The sequence below is a fragment of the Herbaspirillum sp. genome (genome assembly GCF_017744395.1).
Classification (GTDB): Bacteria; Pseudomonadota; Gammaproteobacteria; order Burkholderiales; family Burkholderiaceae_D; genus Herbaspirillum.
In genome coordinates, this window is record NZ_JAGIBI010000001.1 from 946,942 (window position 1) to 963,396 (window position 16,455).

The 16,455-nt window shown below is 62.5% G+C and carries 18 protein-coding genes; 3 read left to right on the forward strand and 15 right to left on the reverse strand.

Annotated elements, in window-relative coordinates; translation table 11 throughout:
- Positions 1-40 precede the first annotated feature (40 nt).
- The 5 genes from flgF to flgB all read right to left on the reverse strand — a co-directional run bounded on the left by flgF (position 41) and on the right by flgB (position 3,815).
- Positions 41-778, reverse strand: coding sequence for a flagellar basal-body rod protein FlgF (gene flgF, locus J7548_RS04240; RefSeq protein ID WP_290970777.1), 738 nt, complete (start codon positions 776-778; stop codon positions 41-43).
- 110 nt (positions 779-888) lie between these two features.
- Positions 889-2,199 (reverse strand): flagellar hook protein FlgE, encoded by a 1,311-nt coding sequence (flgE, locus tag J7548_RS04245; protein ID WP_290970779.1) that lies wholly within the window; start codon positions 2,197-2,199, stop codon positions 889-891.
- Between the two features lie 39 nt (positions 2,200-2,238).
- On the reverse strand, positions 2,239-2,964 hold the full coding sequence (locus J7548_RS04250) for a flagellar hook assembly protein FlgD (RefSeq protein ID WP_290970782.1): 726 nt from the start codon (positions 2,962-2,964) through the stop codon (positions 2,239-2,241).
- Between the two features lie 11 nt (positions 2,965-2,975).
- Positions 2,976-3,380: a flagellar basal body rod protein FlgC gene (flgC, locus tag J7548_RS04255; protein WP_290970784.1), complete on the reverse strand. Its 405-nt coding sequence runs from the start codon at positions 3,378-3,380 to the stop codon at positions 2,976-2,978.
- A gap of 6 nt (positions 3,381-3,386) precedes the next feature.
- Positions 3,387-3,815, reverse strand: a complete 429-nt coding sequence (gene flgB, locus J7548_RS04260; protein ID WP_290970787.1) for a flagellar basal body rod protein FlgB — start codon at positions 3,813-3,815, stop codon at positions 3,387-3,389.
- 211 nt (positions 3,816-4,026) lie between these two features.
- On the opposite strand from flgB, the gene flgA reads away from it, so the two are divergent.
- From flgA to J7548_RS04275, 3 genes are all read left to right on the forward strand, one after another.
- Positions 4,027-4,755 carry a flagellar basal body P-ring formation chaperone FlgA gene (flgA, locus tag J7548_RS04265; RefSeq protein ID WP_290970790.1) on the forward strand — a complete coding sequence of 243 codons (729 nt, stop codon included), beginning with the start codon at positions 4,027-4,029 and terminating at the stop codon, positions 4,753-4,755.
- Positions 4,756-4,932: 177 nt separating this feature from the next.
- Positions 4,933-5,241 carry a flagellar biosynthesis anti-sigma factor FlgM gene (flgM, locus tag J7548_RS04270; protein ID WP_290970793.1) on the forward strand — a complete coding sequence of 103 codons (309 nt, stop codon included), beginning with the start codon at positions 4,933-4,935 and terminating at the stop codon, positions 5,239-5,241.
- A gap of 25 nt (positions 5,242-5,266) precedes the next feature.
- Positions 5,267-5,728, forward strand: a complete 462-nt coding sequence (locus J7548_RS04275; RefSeq protein WP_290970796.1) for a flagellar protein FlgN — start codon at positions 5,267-5,269, stop codon at positions 5,726-5,728.
- A gap of 87 nt (positions 5,729-5,815) precedes the next feature.
- On the opposite strand, the gene J7548_RS04280 is transcribed toward J7548_RS04275, so the two are convergent.
- From J7548_RS04280 to J7548_RS04325, 10 genes are all read right to left on the reverse strand, one after another.
- On the reverse strand, positions 5,816-6,550 hold the full coding sequence (locus tag J7548_RS04280) for an RNA polymerase sigma factor FliA (protein ID WP_290970799.1): 735 nt from the start codon (positions 6,548-6,550) through the stop codon (positions 5,816-5,818).
- 5 nt (positions 6,551-6,555) lie between these two features.
- On the reverse strand, positions 6,556-7,356 hold the full coding sequence (locus J7548_RS04285; protein ID WP_343586420.1) for an antiactivator of flagellar biosynthesis FleN protein: 801 nt from the start codon (positions 7,354-7,356) through the stop codon (positions 6,556-6,558).
- Between the two features lie 34 nt (positions 7,357-7,390).
- Positions 7,391-8,872, reverse strand: coding sequence for a flagellar biosynthesis protein FlhF (gene flhF, locus J7548_RS04290; RefSeq protein ID WP_290970804.1), 1,482 nt, complete (start codon positions 8,870-8,872; stop codon positions 7,391-7,393).
- Positions 8,869-10,965, reverse strand: a complete 2,097-nt coding sequence (gene flhA / locus J7548_RS04295; RefSeq protein WP_290970807.1) for a flagellar biosynthesis protein FlhA — start codon at positions 10,963-10,965, stop codon at positions 8,869-8,871. The genes flhF and flhA overlap by 4 nt, the downstream gene beginning before the upstream one ends.
- A gap of 2 nt (positions 10,966-10,967) precedes the next feature.
- Positions 10,968-12,140 carry a flagellar biosynthesis protein FlhB gene (gene flhB, locus J7548_RS04300; protein ID WP_290970810.1) on the reverse strand — a complete coding sequence of 391 codons (1,173 nt, stop codon included), beginning with the start codon at positions 12,138-12,140 and terminating at the stop codon, positions 10,968-10,970.
- 347 nt (positions 12,141-12,487) lie between these two features.
- Positions 12,488-13,123 carry a protein phosphatase CheZ gene (gene cheZ, locus J7548_RS04305; protein ID WP_290970813.1) on the reverse strand — a complete coding sequence of 212 codons (636 nt, stop codon included), beginning with the start codon at positions 13,121-13,123 and terminating at the stop codon, positions 12,488-12,490.
- A gap of 1 nt (position 13,124) precedes the next feature.
- Complete coding sequence (gene cheY / locus J7548_RS04310; protein WP_006712751.1) at positions 13,125-13,520, reverse strand: chemotaxis response regulator CheY; 396 nt, start codon at positions 13,518-13,520, stop codon at positions 13,125-13,127.
- Positions 13,521-13,716: 196 nt separating this feature from the next.
- Positions 13,717-14,793 carry a chemotaxis response regulator protein-glutamate methylesterase gene (locus tag J7548_RS04315; RefSeq protein ID WP_290970822.1) on the reverse strand — a complete coding sequence of 359 codons (1,077 nt, stop codon included), beginning with the start codon at positions 14,791-14,793 and terminating at the stop codon, positions 13,717-13,719.
- 60 nt (positions 14,794-14,853) lie between these two features.
- Positions 14,854-15,459: a chemoreceptor glutamine deamidase CheD gene (gene cheD, locus J7548_RS04320; RefSeq protein WP_290970824.1), complete on the reverse strand. Its 606-nt coding sequence runs from the start codon at positions 15,457-15,459 to the stop codon at positions 14,854-14,856.
- A complete protein-coding gene (locus J7548_RS04325) occupies positions 15,456-16,325 on the reverse strand; it encodes a CheR family methyltransferase (protein ID WP_290970827.1) in 870 nt (289 codons plus the stop codon). The genes cheD and J7548_RS04325 overlap by 4 nt, the downstream gene beginning before the upstream one ends.
- Positions 16,326-16,455 lie beyond the last annotated feature (130 nt).

The window sequence follows — 16,455 nt, forward strand, 5'->3', positions numbered from 1 at the left end:
TTATTTCTCCGGTAATCGGCGATTACATCAGTTGCATCGATCAGGACAGCGACAGGATCTGGGTCGCCTTGCTCGCATCGCTTTCGGCGGTCTGGATCATCTTCATGTTCATTTCGAACTGGCGCGAGAGGTTGATCATGTTGACCATCGCCTCCACCACGTTCACGTTGCTGCCCTCGACCGCGCCGCTGGCCAGGCGCACATTGGCGTCGGGCTGGGCGGCGCCGGTGATGGTTCGGAACATGCCGTCATCGCCGCGCTTCAGGTTCTTTTCGTCAGGATTGACCAGCTTGATGCGGCCCAGGATATTGACCGCATTAGGAATGCCATTGGTCGGGATCGACGACACCGTGCCGTCGGAAGCGATCGCCACCGTCACATCGGGCGGAATGGTGATCGGGCCGCCATCACCCAGCACCGGCTGGCCCGACTGGGTCTGCAGGATGCCGTTCTCGTTGATCTTGAAACTGCCGTTGCGGGTATAGGCCTCGCCACCATCGGCGGTCTGCACGGCGATCCAGCCCTTGCCCTGCACCGCCACGTCGAGCGCGCGACCGGTATCCTGGATCGGGCCTTGCGAAAAATCGTTGCCGGCCGTGGAATCGACCACGAAGGCGCGCGTGGGCAAGCCATCGCCGACCACCGGCGCCGAACGGAAAGTATTGAGCTGGGCGCGAAAGCCCGTCGTCGTGGCGTTGGCCAGGTTGTTGCTGGCGGTGGCCTGCTGCTCAAGCGTATGCTTGGCGCCCGACATCGCTGTGTAGACCAGACGATCCATAGAACCCCTCTGTGCGGCGCCGCCCTGCCGCGCCGCTGGTTGAAACCGGCCGCCGGCGACGCCGGCGGCCTTGAAGCATGCGCGCCTCGCGGCGCGCGCCCATCACGCGGTCAGCGCATGCTGACCAGGGTCTGCAGGACGGTGTCCTGCACCTTGATGGTTTGCGAGTTGGCCTGGTAGACGCGCTGGGCCACGATCATGTTGACCAGCTCGGCGGTCAGGTCGACGTTGGAGTCTTCCACCGCGCGCGCCTGCAACGTACCGAAAGTGCCGGTAGTCGGTTTGCCGAGCAGCGGCACGCCGGCGTCGGCACTAGCCTGGTACAGGTTGTTGCCCAGCGGCTGCAGGCCGTTCGGGTTGGCGAAGTTCACCAGCACGATGCTGCCCAGATTCTTGGTTTGCTGATTGCTGTAGGAACCGACGATAGTGCCGTCCTTGCTGATCGAGAAGCTCGACAGTGTGCCCGGCGCCATGCCGTTCTGCGATTGCGCCAGGTTGACGAAGGCCGAACCGGTCTGGGTGGAGCCGGCGTAGTCGACGGTCATGCTCGACAGGGTGCCGCCCGCCTTGGCGAAAGGAGTGCTGGTAGCGTTATTGTTCCCGGTAAGATTCAGGGTTATCGTCGTGGGAACGCTGATCAATGTACCGGTCGAACTAAACTGCATTGAACCGATCTTCAGGGGCGTAGTGCTGCCGGCCGCGGTAGTCACGGTCGTGCCATCGACGGTCGCATACACGTCCCAAGTAGTTGTCGGCGGCGGCCCGGCAACCGGAGCATTCTTGACGTAATAGGTCTGCACGCTGTACGGATTGCCCAGGCTGTCATAGACAGTGACGCCGGTGGAGTTGTTGTAGGACGTCGGATCGGCGGCGTTGAAGGGCGTAGTAGTTGGAACGCCGTTCGTCGGGAAGGCAGCGGTCGGCCGCGAATCCAGGTTGATCTTGGTGCTGATAGTGGTCGTCGAGGTCGCCGGCATGGCCGAAGTATTGATCTGCAACGGCACCGGATCACCGCCCGACACACCTGCGGCATACCCCATCAGGATGGCGCCGCCCATGCTGGGATTGACGATATAGCCATTTTTATCCAGCTGGAACTGGCCATTACGGCCATACAGCGGCGACTGGTTGGTCAGGCTGCCGGCCAGCTGGAAGAAACCGTCGCCGTTGATGGCGACATCCAGCGGATTGTTGGACGAAGTGATGTTGCCCTGGGTGAACGATTGGGACACATCGGCCACCGTCACGCCAATGCCGACCGGCGAATTGCCGGAACGGTTCATCGAATTGGCGTACATGTCGGCGAACTGCGCCTGCGACTGCTTGAAGCCGACCGTACTGGCGTTGGCCACGTTATTACCGATGACGTCCAGGCTCTTTGCTGCGCCGTTGATACCGCTCAGACCTTGTTGAAAACCCATGTGATACTCCCTTGACCCGATAGATGTCGGTAATGACGATTAAAGGATTTGCACAACGTCGGTCGGCTTGATGGTGCCGATGTTCGAGACGTTGAGCTTGATGCTGCCGTCGCTGGCGGTGCTGACGCTGGAAACGGTGCCGAATGCGAGTGCCGCCGCATTGACGGGCACGCCGGCGTTGGACGCGGTCACGGTAAAGGTATATTTGCCATCGGCAGCCTTGGTGCCGGCGTCGTTGGTGCCGTCCCAGATCACCGGCACGGCGCCGGCCGCTTGCGAGCCCAGATCCATCGTGCGCACCACGGCGCCGCTGGAATCCTTGACGGTGACGATGACCGAAGATGCCGTCGAGTCCAGTTGCACGCCGAACACTGCCTTTTGCGTGGTGGTTTCGGTGCCGTCTGCAGCCTTGGTCGTATCCGACGTCAGTTGGATATTGTTGCCCGGCGCCAGCACGCTGTGGCCGATCATGTTGGCCGACTGCAGCGCCTGCGAGGAATTCAGGTTGCCCATCAGGGTCGACAGCGTGGTGTTGAGCTGGGTGATGCCCGATACTGTCGACAGTTGCGCCATCTGCGTGGTCAGCTGCGAGTTGTCCATCGGATTGCTGGGATCCTGGTTCTTCATCTGCGCGATCAGCAGCGTCAGGAAGCGGTTCTGGATCGCATCGGCACTGTTGTTGTTGAGGCTGCTGGAGCTGCTGGCAGAGCTGGTGCCGCTCGTGCCGTTCATGGCCGTCAGCAGGTCGGAAGATACGGTGGTCATGAGCTAGGCTCCTATTGGCCGATGGTGAGGGTTTTGACCAGCATGGACTTGGCGGTATTCATCGTTTCCACGTTGGTCTGGTAAGAGCGCGAGGCGGAGATCATGTTGACCATTTCCTCGACCGGATTGACATTGGGCATCGCCACGTAGCCGTTGGCGTCGGCCATCGGGTGCTTGGGATCGTAGACCAGCTTGGGCGGTGCCTGGTCTTCGACCACGGCGGCCACCTTCACACCGCTGTCCTTGACGCCGCCCACAGGAATGGCCTGGAACACCACCTGCTTGGCTTTGTAAGGCTTGCCGTCGGGGCTGGTGGCGCTGTCGGCGTTGGCGATGTTGCTGGCGACCGTGTTCAGGCGCTGCGACTGCGCGCTCATGGCCGAACCGGCGACATTGAAGATATTGGAAAGGGACATGGCTTATCAACCCGGTTGGATAGCGTTAATCATGGCCTTGATCTGGCTGTTGACTGCGGTGACGCCGGCTTCGTAGCGGATGCCGTTGTCGACGAACTCGTTGCGCTCGACGTCCATGTCGACGGTGTTGCCGTCAACGCTGCCCTGGGTCACGGTGCGGTACAGCAGCGGCGAACCGGCAATGCTGCCCTCACCGGAACCGGCGGCCTCGCCGGTGACGTGCGCAGCTGCCGTACGCGCCAGCTGGAGCGGCGGCATGGCGGCCGTCTTGTTGTCCAGGGCGTTCTTGAGCGTATCGGCGAAATTGATGTCGCGCGCCTTGTAGTTCGGCGTGTCGGCATTGGCGATATTGGACGCCAGCAACTGCTGGCGCTGCGACCGCAGGTTCAGCGCCAGTTCATTGAAGCGGAAATAATCGTCGAGCTTTGAGACCATCGGGCCCTCCTGGAATACCGGCGCCGCTCAAGTTATCGCGGACTACGCCGATGATGGATTTACATAGGCTCGATCATACGTTTGGGCCCGGAAGTTTAATGGGCGATAAGCAGAGAAAAGCCTCTCTTGTTCCTGCTTTTGACCTCGCGCGCGCGAAGTAACATTGCTGCCAAGATTCGCCAGTTCCCCCGCCCGGGAAAAGTTTCAAAAAATGAAATATCCCTTTCGCGTATTGCGCCATGCCGCAGCCGCCCTTGCCTTGCTGGCATGCGGCCTGCAAGGCGCATCCGCCCAGACCGCACCGGATACCCCCCAGCGCCAGGACTTGCCGGCCTTGAAACAAGTCGCCGAGCAATTTCTCAAGACCCAGACTTCCGGCTTGCCCGGCAGCATTACCATCGATGTCGATCCGGTCGACTCCCGCCTCAGCCTGGCCGCCTGCGTGGAACCGCAAGCCTTCATGCCGAACGGCGCGCGCCTGTGGGGCAAGACGACCATCGGCATCAAATGCGTGGCCCCCTCGCCCTGGACGATTTACGTCCGCGCCAACGTCCAGGTGATCTCGGACTACCTGGTCGCGGCCGTGCCGCTGGCGCAAGGGCAAACCATCGGCGCAGCCGACGTTACGCGCGTACGCGGCGACCTGTCGGCATTGCCCAATGGCATCATCACCAACGAATCCCAGGCCGTGGGACGAGTGGCCGCCATGTCGGTACGCGCCGGCACCCCCTTGCGCATGGATAGCCTGCGCAACCAGCGCGTGGTGCAGCAAGGGCAACCGGTGCGCGTCATTTCCAACGGCCCCGGCTTCCAGATTTCGACCGAAGCGCGCGCGCTGACCAACGCCTCCGAAGGGCAAATGGCGCAAGCACGCACCGCCGCCGGGCAAGTCGTCAGCGGGATAGCCAAGGCCGGCGGAATTCTGGAAATCAACTATTAGCCCACTATATTTATATAGGGCAATTTATTTCCCCCGAGGAATTTACCTGGCCAGGTCAAAGAAAAATGGCGGCAGGACTGAAATCGCCTCCCCAAAGACTAAAGTTTGCGGGAAAATCACCGATAATCTAAGCGACAGGCGGGGCGAAAGCCCCCTCACCCTACAAGGAATACTGCCGTGAACGTTAATGACGCCCTGAAATCCGCCGCCGGACGCGCCACCGAACAAACCCAGGCCCAGCCTCGCCCGGGCGCGCAAGCCGGCAACAGCGCCGCCGCTACGGCAGCCGCGTCGGACAGCGTGCGCCTGTCGGCCACCTACCAGTCGCTGGAAACCAAGGTCGGCAACAGCGGCAGCTTCGACGCCAAGAAGGTCGCCGAGATCAAGGCCGCCATCGCCAACGGCACGTTCCAGGTGGATCCGGAAAAAGTCGCCAGCGGCCTGCTCGATACTGTCAAGACGCTGATCGGCGCCCGCAAGGCCTGATCAGATTCGCACACACCCATCGACAATGAGCAACCCGGCACAAAGTCTGGCACAGGAACAAGCGGCATTGGCCCGGCTGGTTGAAAAACTGCGCCAGGAACAGGCATTGCTGTCCGAGACCGCCTCGGAAGGCATGACCGACCTGATCGGCGAAAAAGCCGCCATCGTTGCCGAAATGACCACCCTCGCCGGCCACCGCCATCAGCACCTGGCCAGCCTCGGCTATGCCGACGATGAAGGCGGAATGCAACAGTGGATGGACGAACACGGCTCGGACGGCGACAAGGCAATCTGGGCCGCCCTATTCGACCTGGCGCAAGACGCCAAGGAATTGAACCGCCTCAACGGCATCCTGATCGGCAAGAAGCTGTCGGTCAACCAAAGCGCATTGACCATCCTGCAAGGCAAGACCAATTCCGGCAACTTCTACGGCCCGGATGGCCAGAGCAGCATCAAGTCGGTCGGCCGCCGTCTCGGCGTGGTGTAACCGGACGGGAATTCTCCCACAGCCCCATGAAAAAAGCCCGGCACTTGCCGGGCTTTGCTTTTGTCGGATCACCCGCCGCGCCCTGGTTCAGGACACGCCGGACCAGGAATGCTCGCGCAGGTAGGAACGCATGCGCGAGATCGCCTGGCTATGCAACTGGCAGACGCGCGACTCGGATACCCCCATGACGGCGCCAATTTCCTTGAGGTTCATTTCCTGCTCGTAATACAGGCCCATCAGGATCTGCTCGCGCTCGGGCAAGGCCCGGATCGAATCGACCACCGCCTCGCGGAAACCGCCGTTGATCAGGTTCTGCAACGGATCGTCGGTTTCGGTCGACTGGTAGCGGTCCAGGAAGTGCTCATGGCCGCTGTCGTCGTCGTGGAAGTCTTCGTAATAGATCAGCTGGTGGCCGCCGCAATCGGCCAACATGGACTGGTACTCCTCCAGGCTGATCTTCATGTGCCGCGCGACCTCGTTCTCTTGCGGCTGGCGCCCCAACTGCTGCAGCAACGCCTGCATCGCGTCTTCCACCTTGCGCGCATTCTGGCGGATGCTGCGCGGCAGCCAGTCGCTGTTGCGCAGCTCGTCGAGCATGGCGCCGCGGATGCGCTGCACGGCATAGGTCTCGAACTGCGCGCCGTGCGTTTCCTCATAACGGTTGACCGCGTCCAGCAGGCCTATCATGCCGGCCTGGATCAGGTCGTCCACTTCGACGCTAGGGGGCAACTTCGCCTTGAGCTGATGCGCCAGCTTCTTGACCAGCGGCGCATGCAGCTCCAGCAAACCATTCTTGCCTGTTTTTCCCTTGACGTTATACATGCACGTCACACTCCGAGACTCGCACCGTCGGTTGCCATGCCGTAAGCGCTCCTGGCCGCGTCCTGCTCGACAAACCGCTTGGCCAGGCGGTGGAAGGCCAGTGTCGCGCCGGCGAACGGAAACACGTCCATCACCGCCCGCCCTTGCCCGCAGGCCCGCCGGATATGGTCGTCGGCCGGGATCGCCCCGAGGAAGTTCAACTGCGCCGCCAGGTAGCGGCTGGCCGCCTGCGCCATGTTGGCGTAGACGGTCTGCGCTTCGGCATCGGTCGCATCGTTGACGATCAGGCTGAACGGACGGCGCCCGATCTTGTCGGTCAGGCTCTTCAACAGCACATAAGCGGACTTGATCGACGATGCCGTGGTCGACACCTGGATCACGATCTCGCCCATTTCCATGGTCGGCACCGGGAACGAGTGGTCCTCCGCCAGCACGCCGTTGACCAGCGTGATTTCAGCCTGTTCGATCAGGGTATCGAAGATTGCCGCCAACTGGCCGGCTTGCGGATGGCTGGCCGGGGGCACCGTGCGGCGCGCGATACGGGCCATCGAGAAACCTTCCGGCAACATGCGCATCGCCTCGCGCAACGGCCGTTCCTTCTGCGCGACTTCCTGCAGCGTGGCGACGTCGTGGCGCAGGCCGATGCGGGTCAGCAAACCCGACGAAGCGACGCCGCCGTCGATCAGCAACACGCTATGGCTGGCCTGGCTCAGCGATGCCGCCAGGTTGATCAGCATCGCGCTTTTCTCTTCTTCGCCCAACACCGAGAAAAAGGTAAACAGGCGCGGCACCGGACGCTCCAGCATCCGGCGCAATCCTGCCGCCTGGTCGACGTCGTAACTAGCCAAAGCTCACCTCGCGCAAGCCTTTGTCATTCATGGAAAGTGCCGTCGGCCCCACGACCACCGGTAACTCGCCCTCCTGGAATTCGAACGGCGCGGTCTCGCGCTTTTGCTTGAAGGCGCGGTCGGCCAGGTAGAGCTTGTTGGCCACGTGCAAGTCTTCCGGCACGCGCTGGCCGTTGGCCACATAGTGCAGGTTCAGCTTGTGGCGGATCACCACGTCGAGCACATTGCCGATGGTCGCCGCTTCGTCCAGCTTGGTGACGATGCAGCCCGCCAGGCCGGAGCCCGAGTAGGCATGCACCACTTCGTTCAGGGTACCGCCGGTGGCGGTGGCGTTCAGGCACAGCAGGCGCTTGATGTCGACGCCGGCGCCGGCCAGCATCGCCTCCTGCTCGGCCACCATCTGGTCGCGCTGGCCCACGCCGGCGGTATCGATCAGCACGGTATGCTTTCCCTTGAGTTCTTCCAGCGCAATGCGCAGGTCGGTTTCGTCCTTGACCGAGTGCACCATCACCCCCAGGATCTTGCCGTAGATACGCAGTTGTTCGTAGCCGCCGATACGGTAGCCGTCGGTCGTGATCAGCGCCAGCTTGCCGGAACCGTGGCGCATCACGCAACGCGCCGCCAACTTGGCGGTGGTGGTGGTCTTGCCCACGCCGGTCGGGCCGACCAGGGCGAACACGCCGCCGTTTTCCAGCAATTCGCTTTCGCTGGCCAGTGTATTCAGGTTGCGCGCCAGCACCGACTTGACCCAGTACATGATGTCCTGCGACTTGGAATTGCCGGGCAGGTTCTCGGTAATCAGGCGCGACAGGCTGGCGCTGAAACCGGCCGCCAGCATTTCCTTCATGACAATAGCCTTGAGCGGCTCGCGCTTTTGCGTGCCGCCCCAGGAGATCTCTGCCAGTTGCGTTTCCAGCACACCGCGCATGGAACGGATTTCGGTCATGACCTCAGACAGGATTTCATCATAGTCCTTGCCGTCGAATTCCGGTAGCGAAGAACGCGCACGCTGGTCCTGCTCGTGCGCTTGCGCCACAACGCGCTCGCGACGACCGTCCCGGTTATCGCTGCCGCGGCTGCGCCAGACGCGCGCATCGGCCTGCGCGGCCTGTTCAGCTTCCTTGGGCGCGGAACGGCCCGCCGGCTGCTGGTCCAGCAACGGGCCTGATTCGGTTCGCTGCACCCGCGGCGGCTGCTGCGCGATCGGCGAGGACAGCAAGGCCGGACGCTTGGACTGCGGCGCCGGCGGCAAGCCCGACTGCTGCTGCAGCGACGCCGCCTGGGGCCGCGCGACCGCTTTGCGCGCCGCGCCGGGGGCCACCAGCGTGGTCATGTCCTCATTGGCCATCGCCAGGATTTCCACCCCATCGGGAATGTTGCGGTTGGAGAGGATGACTGCGTCCGGACCCAATGCTTCACGCACCTGGCGCCACGCTTCGCGCGACGAATTGGCGATAAATTTCTTGACGTTCATGCTTGCCCTCCAACTAGGCTGGTAACTTTAATCGTTTTCGAATCAGGAATTTCAGAGTGAGACAGTACCCGCAACTGCGGCATGGCGCGCCGCAGGAAACGCGACAGCAATGCCCGCAGCGGCGCGGGGACCAGCAATACCGGCGTCAGGCCCATCTGCTCCTGGCGCTGCGCAGCCTGCTCGGTCTGCATGACCAGCGAATCGGCCAGGCCGGGCTCGATGCCGCCGCTGTCGCCGCCGGCCTGCAGGGCCTGCATCAACAGGCGCTCGAGCTTGGCGTCCAGGGTCATGACGGACAATTCGTTCTCGCCCGGGAAAATCTGCTGCACGATCGCGCGGCCCAGCGCGATGCGCACGATGGCGGTGAGCTCGTTGGGTTCCTGGGTGCGCGCCGCGTTCTCGGCCAGCGCTTCGATGATGGTGCGCATGTCGCGGATATGTACGCCTTCCAGCAGCAGGTTTTGCAGCACCTTCTGCAGGGTTCCCAGCGGCAGCATCTTCGGCACCAGGTCCTCCACCAGCTTGGGCGCTTCCTTGGCCAGGTGATCCAGCAGGCTTTGCACTTCCTGGCGCCCCAGCAACTCGGCCGCATGCGTGGTGATCAGGTGGTTCAGGTGGGTCGCCACCACGGTGCCGGCATCGACCACGGTGTAGCCCATCGTCGAAGCCTGCTCGCGCAGGCTGTTGTCGATCCACACCGCCGGCAGGCCGAACGCCGGGTCGGTGGTCATCATGCCGGGCAGCGGCCCGGTGACCATGCCGGGGTTGATCGCCAGGTATTGCCCGGCATGCGCCTCGCCCTTGCCCACGTCCACCCCCTTGAGGGTGATGCGGTAAGCCGAGGGCTTCAATTCCAGGTTGTCGCGGATATGGATCGGCGGCGACAGGAACCCGACTTCCTGCGCGAACTTCTTGCGGATGCCCTTGATGCGCTTGAGCAGTTCGCCGCCCTGCCCCTTGTCGACCAGCGGGATCAGGCGGTAACCGACTTCCAGGCCCAGCGTATCGACCGGCATGACGTCTTGCCAGGAGGCCTCTTCCATTTCCTGGGCCGGCGCCGTCGTCACCGATTCCGGCTGCGCGGCCGCCGTCTGGGCCTGCTCCTTGCGCTTGCTGATGGCGTAAGCGCCGCCGCCCATGGCGGCCGCCAGCAGGAGGAAGGCGATGTGCGGCATGCCCGGGATCAGGCCCATGCCGCCGATGATCACGGCGGTGATGTAGAGCACCTCCGGCTTGGCGAACAACTGGTTGATCAGCTGCCCGCCCACGTCCTGGTCGTTGGCCACGCGCGAGACCACCACGCCGGCCGCGGTCGAAATGATCAGTGAGGGAATCTGCGCCACCAGGCCGTCGCCGATGGCCAGCAGGGTGTAGTTCTTCAAGGCGGCGTCGAAGGCCAGGTCGTGCTGCACCATGCCCACCACCAGGCCGCCGACGATGTTGACCACCGTCACGATGATGCCGGCCACGGCGTCGCCGCGCACGTATTTGGAGGCACCGTCCATGGCGCCGTAGAACTCGGACTCCTGCGCCACTTCCTTGCGGCGGGCGCGGGCTTCCGGCTCGCCGATCAGGCCGGCGTTGAGGTCGGCGTCGATCGCCATCTGCTTGCCGGGCATCGCATCCAGGGTGAAGCGCGCGCCCACTTCGGCGATACGGCCGGCGCCCTTGGTCACCACCATGAAGTTGATGATGGTCAGGATGACGAACACGACGATACCGACCGTGTAATTGCCGCCGATCAGGAAGTGGCCGAAGGCTTCGATCACCTTGCCGGCCGCGTCAGGCCCGGTATGGCCTTCGGTCAGCACCACGCGGGTGGAGGCGACGTTGAGCGACAGGCGCAGCATGGTGGACACCAGCAACACCGCCGGGAAGGCGATGAAGTCCAGCGGCTTGACGGTATAGAGCGCCGTCATCAGCACGATCACCGACAACGAGATGTTGAAGCTGAACAGCAGGTCCAGCATGAACGCCGGCAGCGGCAGCACCATCATCGCCAGCATCATGACGATCAGGACCGGGGCGGCCATCGCGCGGGAGTTTTTCAGCGGCACCCAGGCCGGCAGCTTCATGGTATCGAGTTTCGCCATAGTTATTGCATCGTTCTACGCTGCGCCGCCCGCGACTTGGTCGCCGTGGCGGGATCCAGCTCCTTGGGCACCTGCAGCTCGGTCGGCTCGATCGGCCGCTGGCCGCCGAACTGGCCGTAGGTGCGCAATTGGAAGACATAGGCCAGCACTTCGGCCACGGCGGTATAGAGCGCTTCCGGAATCTCGTCGCCGATTTCGGTATGGGTGTGCAAGGCGCGTGCCAGCGGCGGCGCCTCCAGCAACGGCACCTTGTTCTCGCGCGCCAGCTCGCGGATCTTGGCGGCGATGTCGTCGGCGCCCTTGGCCACCACCTTGGGGGCGCCCATCTTGCCTTCGGTGTACTTCAGCGCGACCGCGTAGTGGGTCGGGTTGGTCACCACCACATCGGCGGTCGGCACTTCGGCCATCATCCGGCGGCGCGCCATAGCGCGCTGCATCGCCCGGATCTTGCCCTTGATGTGCGGATCGCCTTCCGATTCCTTGTGCTCCTGCTTGACCTCCTGGCGCGTCATGCGCAGCTTCTTGCCGTAGTTCCAGATCTGGTACGGCACGTCCAGGATGGCGATGAAAATCAGCGAGGACACGGTGATGATGAAGCTGGTCCACAACAGTTGCGCGGAATGCCGGCTGCTGGTCTTGAGCGACTCGAGGCCCAGCCCCATCACCGCGTCGATCTGGCTCTTGATCGCCAGCCAGGCGACGGTGCCGACCAGCAAGGTCTTGAGCACGGCCTTGAGCAGTTCGGCCAGCGAGTTGAGGGAAAACATGTTGGTGAAGCCGTTGACCGGGTTCAGCTTGCTGAACTTGGGCATCAGGGACTGGGTGTTGAACAGCCAGCCGCCGAGGATCAGCGGGGAAGCGACCGCCGCCAGGGTCATCAGGAAGGCGATCGGGATGATGGCGACGGCGATATCGAGGAAGTGCGCGCTGAGCAAGTTGAACAGCACGACTGGGTCATACGCGGCAGCGCGTTCGAAGGAAAACGTGGCGACCATGATGCGGTCCAGGCTGGTCACCAGCGGGCCACTGAACATCCACACGCAGCAACCGCCGACCAGCAACAGCACACACGTCGCCATTTCGCGCGAACGCGGCACATCGCCCTGCTCACGAGCACGCTCAAGGCGTTTACTCGTGGCGGGTTCGGTCCGCTCCATGTCGCTGTCGTCGGCCATCTGCCGAATCCCCCTGCATTAACTCCGTTCCCGATTAATAGACGGATTTCGAGAACAATAGGCAGAATTATTGGCGAGCCAAGGCCCGGATCATCAGGGGAATAGGGGCAAAAAGGACCCCCATTTCGGACTAGGCAAAAACGCAAGGCTCTGCCTGTCGCAAAACGAATCGTATCGAAAAGGAAAGAAAAAAATGATGAAAGCGACAATATCCGGCCAGGGGCGGCCGAATTTCCCACAGGCATCATGCCTCTTCAAACCAGCGCATTGAAGAAGCCCTTGCCGCATTGCCGTGCGGCTACGGAAAAACCAGCCATTGCCATTGCAGCAATAGCCGGCCGTATTTCTCAGAAACCGAGGCTTTCCAGCAGATCGTCCACCTGCCCCTGGTTGGCAATCACATCCTTGCCGGTCGGGTCGATCTGGGGCCCGTTCAACAGGCCGGTGTCTTCCCGCTTGGCGTCGCTTGGCGAATAATCCACCAGCAGCTGCACCAGTTGCGACTCCAGGTCATGCGCCAACTGGGTGACGCGCTTGATCACCTGCCCGGTCAGGTCCTGGAAATCCTGCGCCATCATGATATCCAGCAGTTGCTGCTTGGTAGCGTTGCTGTCCTCGCCGGCCTGCGCCAGGAAAGCCGACGTCTTCGCTCCCAAGGCCCGGTAATCGGCCTCGGAAAATCCCGATGCCGCGGCGGCATCCCACTGCGCCTTGAGCTCGGCGGCGCCGTCCTTGATGCGTTCCTGCAACGGGCTGGCCAGCTCGGTGGCGTTGAGCACGCGCTGCGCCGCCTGCTCGGTCATGCGCGCCACATACTCCAGGCGGTCGCGCGCATCCGGCATGTCGCTGGCGGCCCGCTCCAGCAAGCGGTCGAATCCCAAGCCGCGCAAGCTGTCGTGCAGATTGCGCGTCATGTGACCGATGCGGGACAGCACCTCCTCGTTGAGGACGCCGGCGGTTTCGGCGTTTGCGCCCCCGCTCACGTCAGCCACCTGCTGCCATCTTTTCGAAGATCTTGCCCAGCTTCTCGTCCAGCGTCGCCGCGGTGAAAGGCTTGACCACATAGCCGTTGGCGCCGGCCTGGGCTGCGGCCACGATGTTTTCCTTCTTGGCTTCGGCGGTGACCATCAGCACCGGCAGCTTGGACAGCGCCGGGTCCTTGCGGATTTCCTGCAGCATGGTCAGGCCGTCCATGTTGGGCATGTTCCAGTCGGAAACGACGAAATCGAACTGGTCGCTGCGCAGCTTTTGCAGCGCCTGCACGCCGTCTTCAGCCTCGTCCACGTTGGTGTAGCCCAATTCCTTGAGCAGGTTGCGCACGATGCGGCGCATAGTCGAAAAGTCGTCGACGACTAAGAACTTGGTATTGGGACCCGACATGCTAAGACTCCATCTAATCAATTGATTTCTTGGTTAACGGCCAGCCCGGATGCGAACTTGAACCGCCTCACCTTCTTATTTCGTACGCACGATACCCCGTCCATACGCCCCTGCAGCATCGCCACGGCATTGTAGTGCAGCGACCGCCAAAATGGCAGCGGAATTGGCGCTGCCGCCGTGTTTCACATACAACCCGTTACACGCGCAACGCCCGGCTGCCATGCTCGGCCAGCCATGCCAGCACCCGGCCCGGCATCGCCTGCAGCGACAGCACTTCATGGGCGGCGCCGATGGCGATGGCTTCGCGCGGCATGCCGAACACCACGCAGGAGGCTTCATCCTGGGCGAAATTGTAGGCGCCGGCCCCTTTCATCTCCAGCATGCCCTGTGCGCCGTCCTTGCCCATGCCGGTCAGGATCACGCCGACGGCATTCTTGCCGGCGCAAGCCGCAGCCGACTGGAACAGCACGTCCACCGACGGCCGGTGGCGGTTGACCGGCGGCCCCTGGTCGAGCTGGGTCATGTAGTTGGCGCCGCTGCGCACCAGTTTCAGGTGGGAATGCCCGGGGGCGATGTAGGCATGGCCGGGCAACACCCGTTCGTTTCCGGCGGCCTCGACCACCGAGATCTTGCACAGGTTGTTCAGGCGCTGTGCGAACGAGCGGGTAAAGCCTTCCGGCATGTGCTGGGTGATCAGGATGCCCGGGCAGTCCGAGGGCATGCGGATCAGGAATTCCTTGATGGCTTCGGTGCCGCCGGTGGAAGCGCCGATGATGATCAGTTTTTCGCTACTGGTCAGCGGATTGCGGATCTGCGGCAAGGCCTCGCCCGGCACGTGCCCCTGTTCCGCCGCGCGCGGCGCGCGGGCCTTCACGCGCGCCTTGGCGGCGGCGCGGATCTTGTCGGCGATCATGTCGGCATATTCCTGCATGCCGCTCTGGATCGAGATTTTCGGCTTGGTGACGAAATCGATCGCCCCCAGTTCTAGGGCGCGCAAGGTGATCTCCGAACCGCGCTCGGTCAGGGTCGACACCATCACCACCGGCATAGGCCGCAGGCGCATCAGCTTTTCCAGGAAATCCAGGCCATCCATGCGCGGCATTTCCACGTCCAGCGTCAGCACGTCGGGGTTGGTCTGCTTGATCAGTTCGCGGGCGATGATCGGATCGGGCGCTACGCCCACCACTTCCATGTCCGGCTGGCTGCCGATAATTTCGCGCATCACGCTGCGGATCAGCGCGGAGTCGTCGACGATAAGTACTTTGATTTTCATAACCCTATTTCCGTATTGCCCGCCGCGTCCCCTGCCTTACCAGGCGCGGCCACATCCAAATCAGAACAGATCGACCGCGCCGCCCACCGGCTTGGTGACCAGTTTGCTTGCGTAATCCTTTTCCCGCACCGCCAATGTATCGTTGTGCAGTTGCTTCAGTTTCTTGACCAGCACCTTGCCGGTCCGCGGAAAAAAATACACCTTGCGCGGCCAGACGTCGTTCAGGTCTTCCGCCACCACACGGATGTTTTCCGCCTTGAGATAGCGCCGCACGAATTCGGCATTGCGTTCGCCGACGTTGATGGCGGAAAACCCGCGCAACACGTTGCCGCCGCCGAACACCTTGGCCTCCAGGTTGTCGCGGCGCGCGCCGGCCTTGAGCACGTCGTTGATCAGCACTTCCATGGCATACGTGCCGTAGCGGGCCGAGGCCGACACCGGGCTGCCGTCGTCGCCGCCGCCATCGGGCAGCATGAAGTGGTTCATGCCGCCGATGCCCGATACCCGGTCACGGATACAGGCCGAGACGCAAGACCCCAGCACGGTGACGATCATCATGTCCTTATGGGTAAAGTAATACTCCCCCGGCAGGATCTTGGCCGCATCGCAATCGAAGGTGCGGTCGTAATATAAGTTGGTAGCAACCTGCTCCGGGGCTTGGCTCATGTCTTGTTCCTTGCGCCACGTTGCGCCGCATTCAGTTCATAGACCGTCTTGCCTTTGAGCTTGAGGGCGTCGGAAACGTACAGGAAGTTTTCCGAGTGTCCGGCAAACAGCAAGGCATGGGGCTTCATCAATGGCACAAACCTCGACAGGATCTTGCTCTGGGTCGGCTTGTCGAAGTAGATCATCACATTCCGGCAAAAAATGACATCGAACTGCCCGCTGATCGGCCAACCGTCGGCCAGCAGGTTCAGTTGCTTGAAGGTGATCAGCTTGCGCAGCTCCGGCCGCACGCGCACATAGCCTTCATGGCTGCCCTTGCCGCGCAGGAAAAACTTCTTCACCCGCTCCGGCGACAGCTTGTCGATGCGCTCCATCGGATAGACGCCGTTGGCGCCGGTGGCCAGCACATTGGTGTCGATGTCGGTGGCGATGATCTGCACCGGCGGCGTCAGCGTTCCGTAAGCCTCGCACACCGTCATGGCAATGGTATAGGGTTCTTCGCCGGTCGAAGCGGCGGAACACCATATGGTAGCCGGCTCTTTTAGCGTCTTGACAAAATCGGCGAGGATCGGGAAGTGGTGCGACTCCCGGAAAAACGAAGTCAGGTTGGTGGTCAGCGCATTGGTGAACGCCTCCCATTCGTCGGAGTCGTGGGTACGCTCGAGCATGTCGAGGTACTGGTTGAACGAGGTGATGCCGGTGGCGCGCAAGCGGCGCGCCAGGCGGCTATAGACCATCTCCTGCTTGCTGTCGGCCAAGGCGATGCCCGCACGCTGGTAGATAAGCCCACGGACACGCTCGAAATCGCGGCCGGTGAAATCGAACTCTTTCCCGGACTCGCCCTTGCTTGGCACAGTAGGCTTCACTGATTTTCCTTCACTGGCAAATCGCGCCTGCGGCGCGAATGCATATGCTCTCTACTCCCCGTCGTCTTACGGGCGGGGTACCCCTTGTCGAATAATCTATCAGCAGCCCAGCGGGGTCAAGCGAATCAGC

Bases quoted from the DNA above. Each gene is read 5' to 3' on its own strand.
- J7548_RS04250 (WP_290970782.1), bottom strand. From the start codon at position 2,964: ATGACCACCGTATCTTCCGACCTGCTGACGGCCATGAACGGCACGAGC.
- flgA (WP_290970790.1), top strand. From the start codon at position 4,027: ATGAAATATCCCTTTCGCGTATTGCGCCATGCCGCAGCCGCCCTTGCC.
- flhB (WP_290970810.1), bottom strand. From the start codon at position 12,140: ATGGCCGACGACAGCGACATGGAGCGGACCGAACCCGCCACGAGTAAA.
- J7548_RS04315 (WP_290970822.1), bottom strand. From the start codon at position 14,793: ATGAAAATCAAAGTACTTATCGTCGACGACTCCGCGCTGATCCGCAGC.
- flgF (WP_290970777.1), bottom strand. From the start codon at position 778: ATGGATCGTCTGGTCTACACAGCGATGTCGGGCGCCAAGCATACGCTT.
- flhF (WP_290970804.1), bottom strand. From the start codon at position 8,872: ATGAACGTCAAGAAATTTATCGCCAATTCGTCGCGCGAAGCGTGGCGC.
- flgB (WP_290970787.1), bottom strand. From the start codon at position 3,815: ATGGTCTCAAAGCTCGACGATTATTTCCGCTTCAATGAACTGGCGCTG.
- flgC (WP_290970784.1), bottom strand. From the start codon at position 3,380: ATGTCCCTTTCCAATATCTTCAATGTCGCCGGTTCGGCCATGAGCGCG.
- cheD (WP_290970824.1), bottom strand. From the start codon at position 15,459: ATGAGCCAAGCCCCGGAGCAGGTTGCTACCAACTTATATTACGACCGC.
- flhA (WP_290970807.1), bottom strand. From the start codon at position 10,965: ATGGCGAAACTCGATACCATGAAGCTGCCGGCCTGGGTGCCGCTGAAA.
- cheY (WP_006712751.1), bottom strand. From the start codon at position 13,520: ATGTCGGGTCCCAATACCAAGTTCTTAGTCGTCGACGACTTTTCGACT.
- J7548_RS04280 (WP_290970799.1), bottom strand. From the start codon at position 6,550: ATGTATAACGTCAAGGGAAAAACAGGCAAGAATGGTTTGCTGGAGCTG.
- flgE (WP_290970779.1), bottom strand. From the start codon at position 2,199: ATGGGTTTTCAACAAGGTCTGAGCGGTATCAACGGCGCAGCAAAGAGC.
- J7548_RS04285 (WP_343586420.1), bottom strand. From the start codon at position 7,356: ATGCTGGAGCGTCCGGTGCCGCGCCTGTTTACCTTTTTCTCGGTGTTG.
- J7548_RS04275 (WP_290970796.1), top strand. From the start codon at position 5,267: ATGAGCAACCCGGCACAAAGTCTGGCACAGGAACAAGCGGCATTGGCC.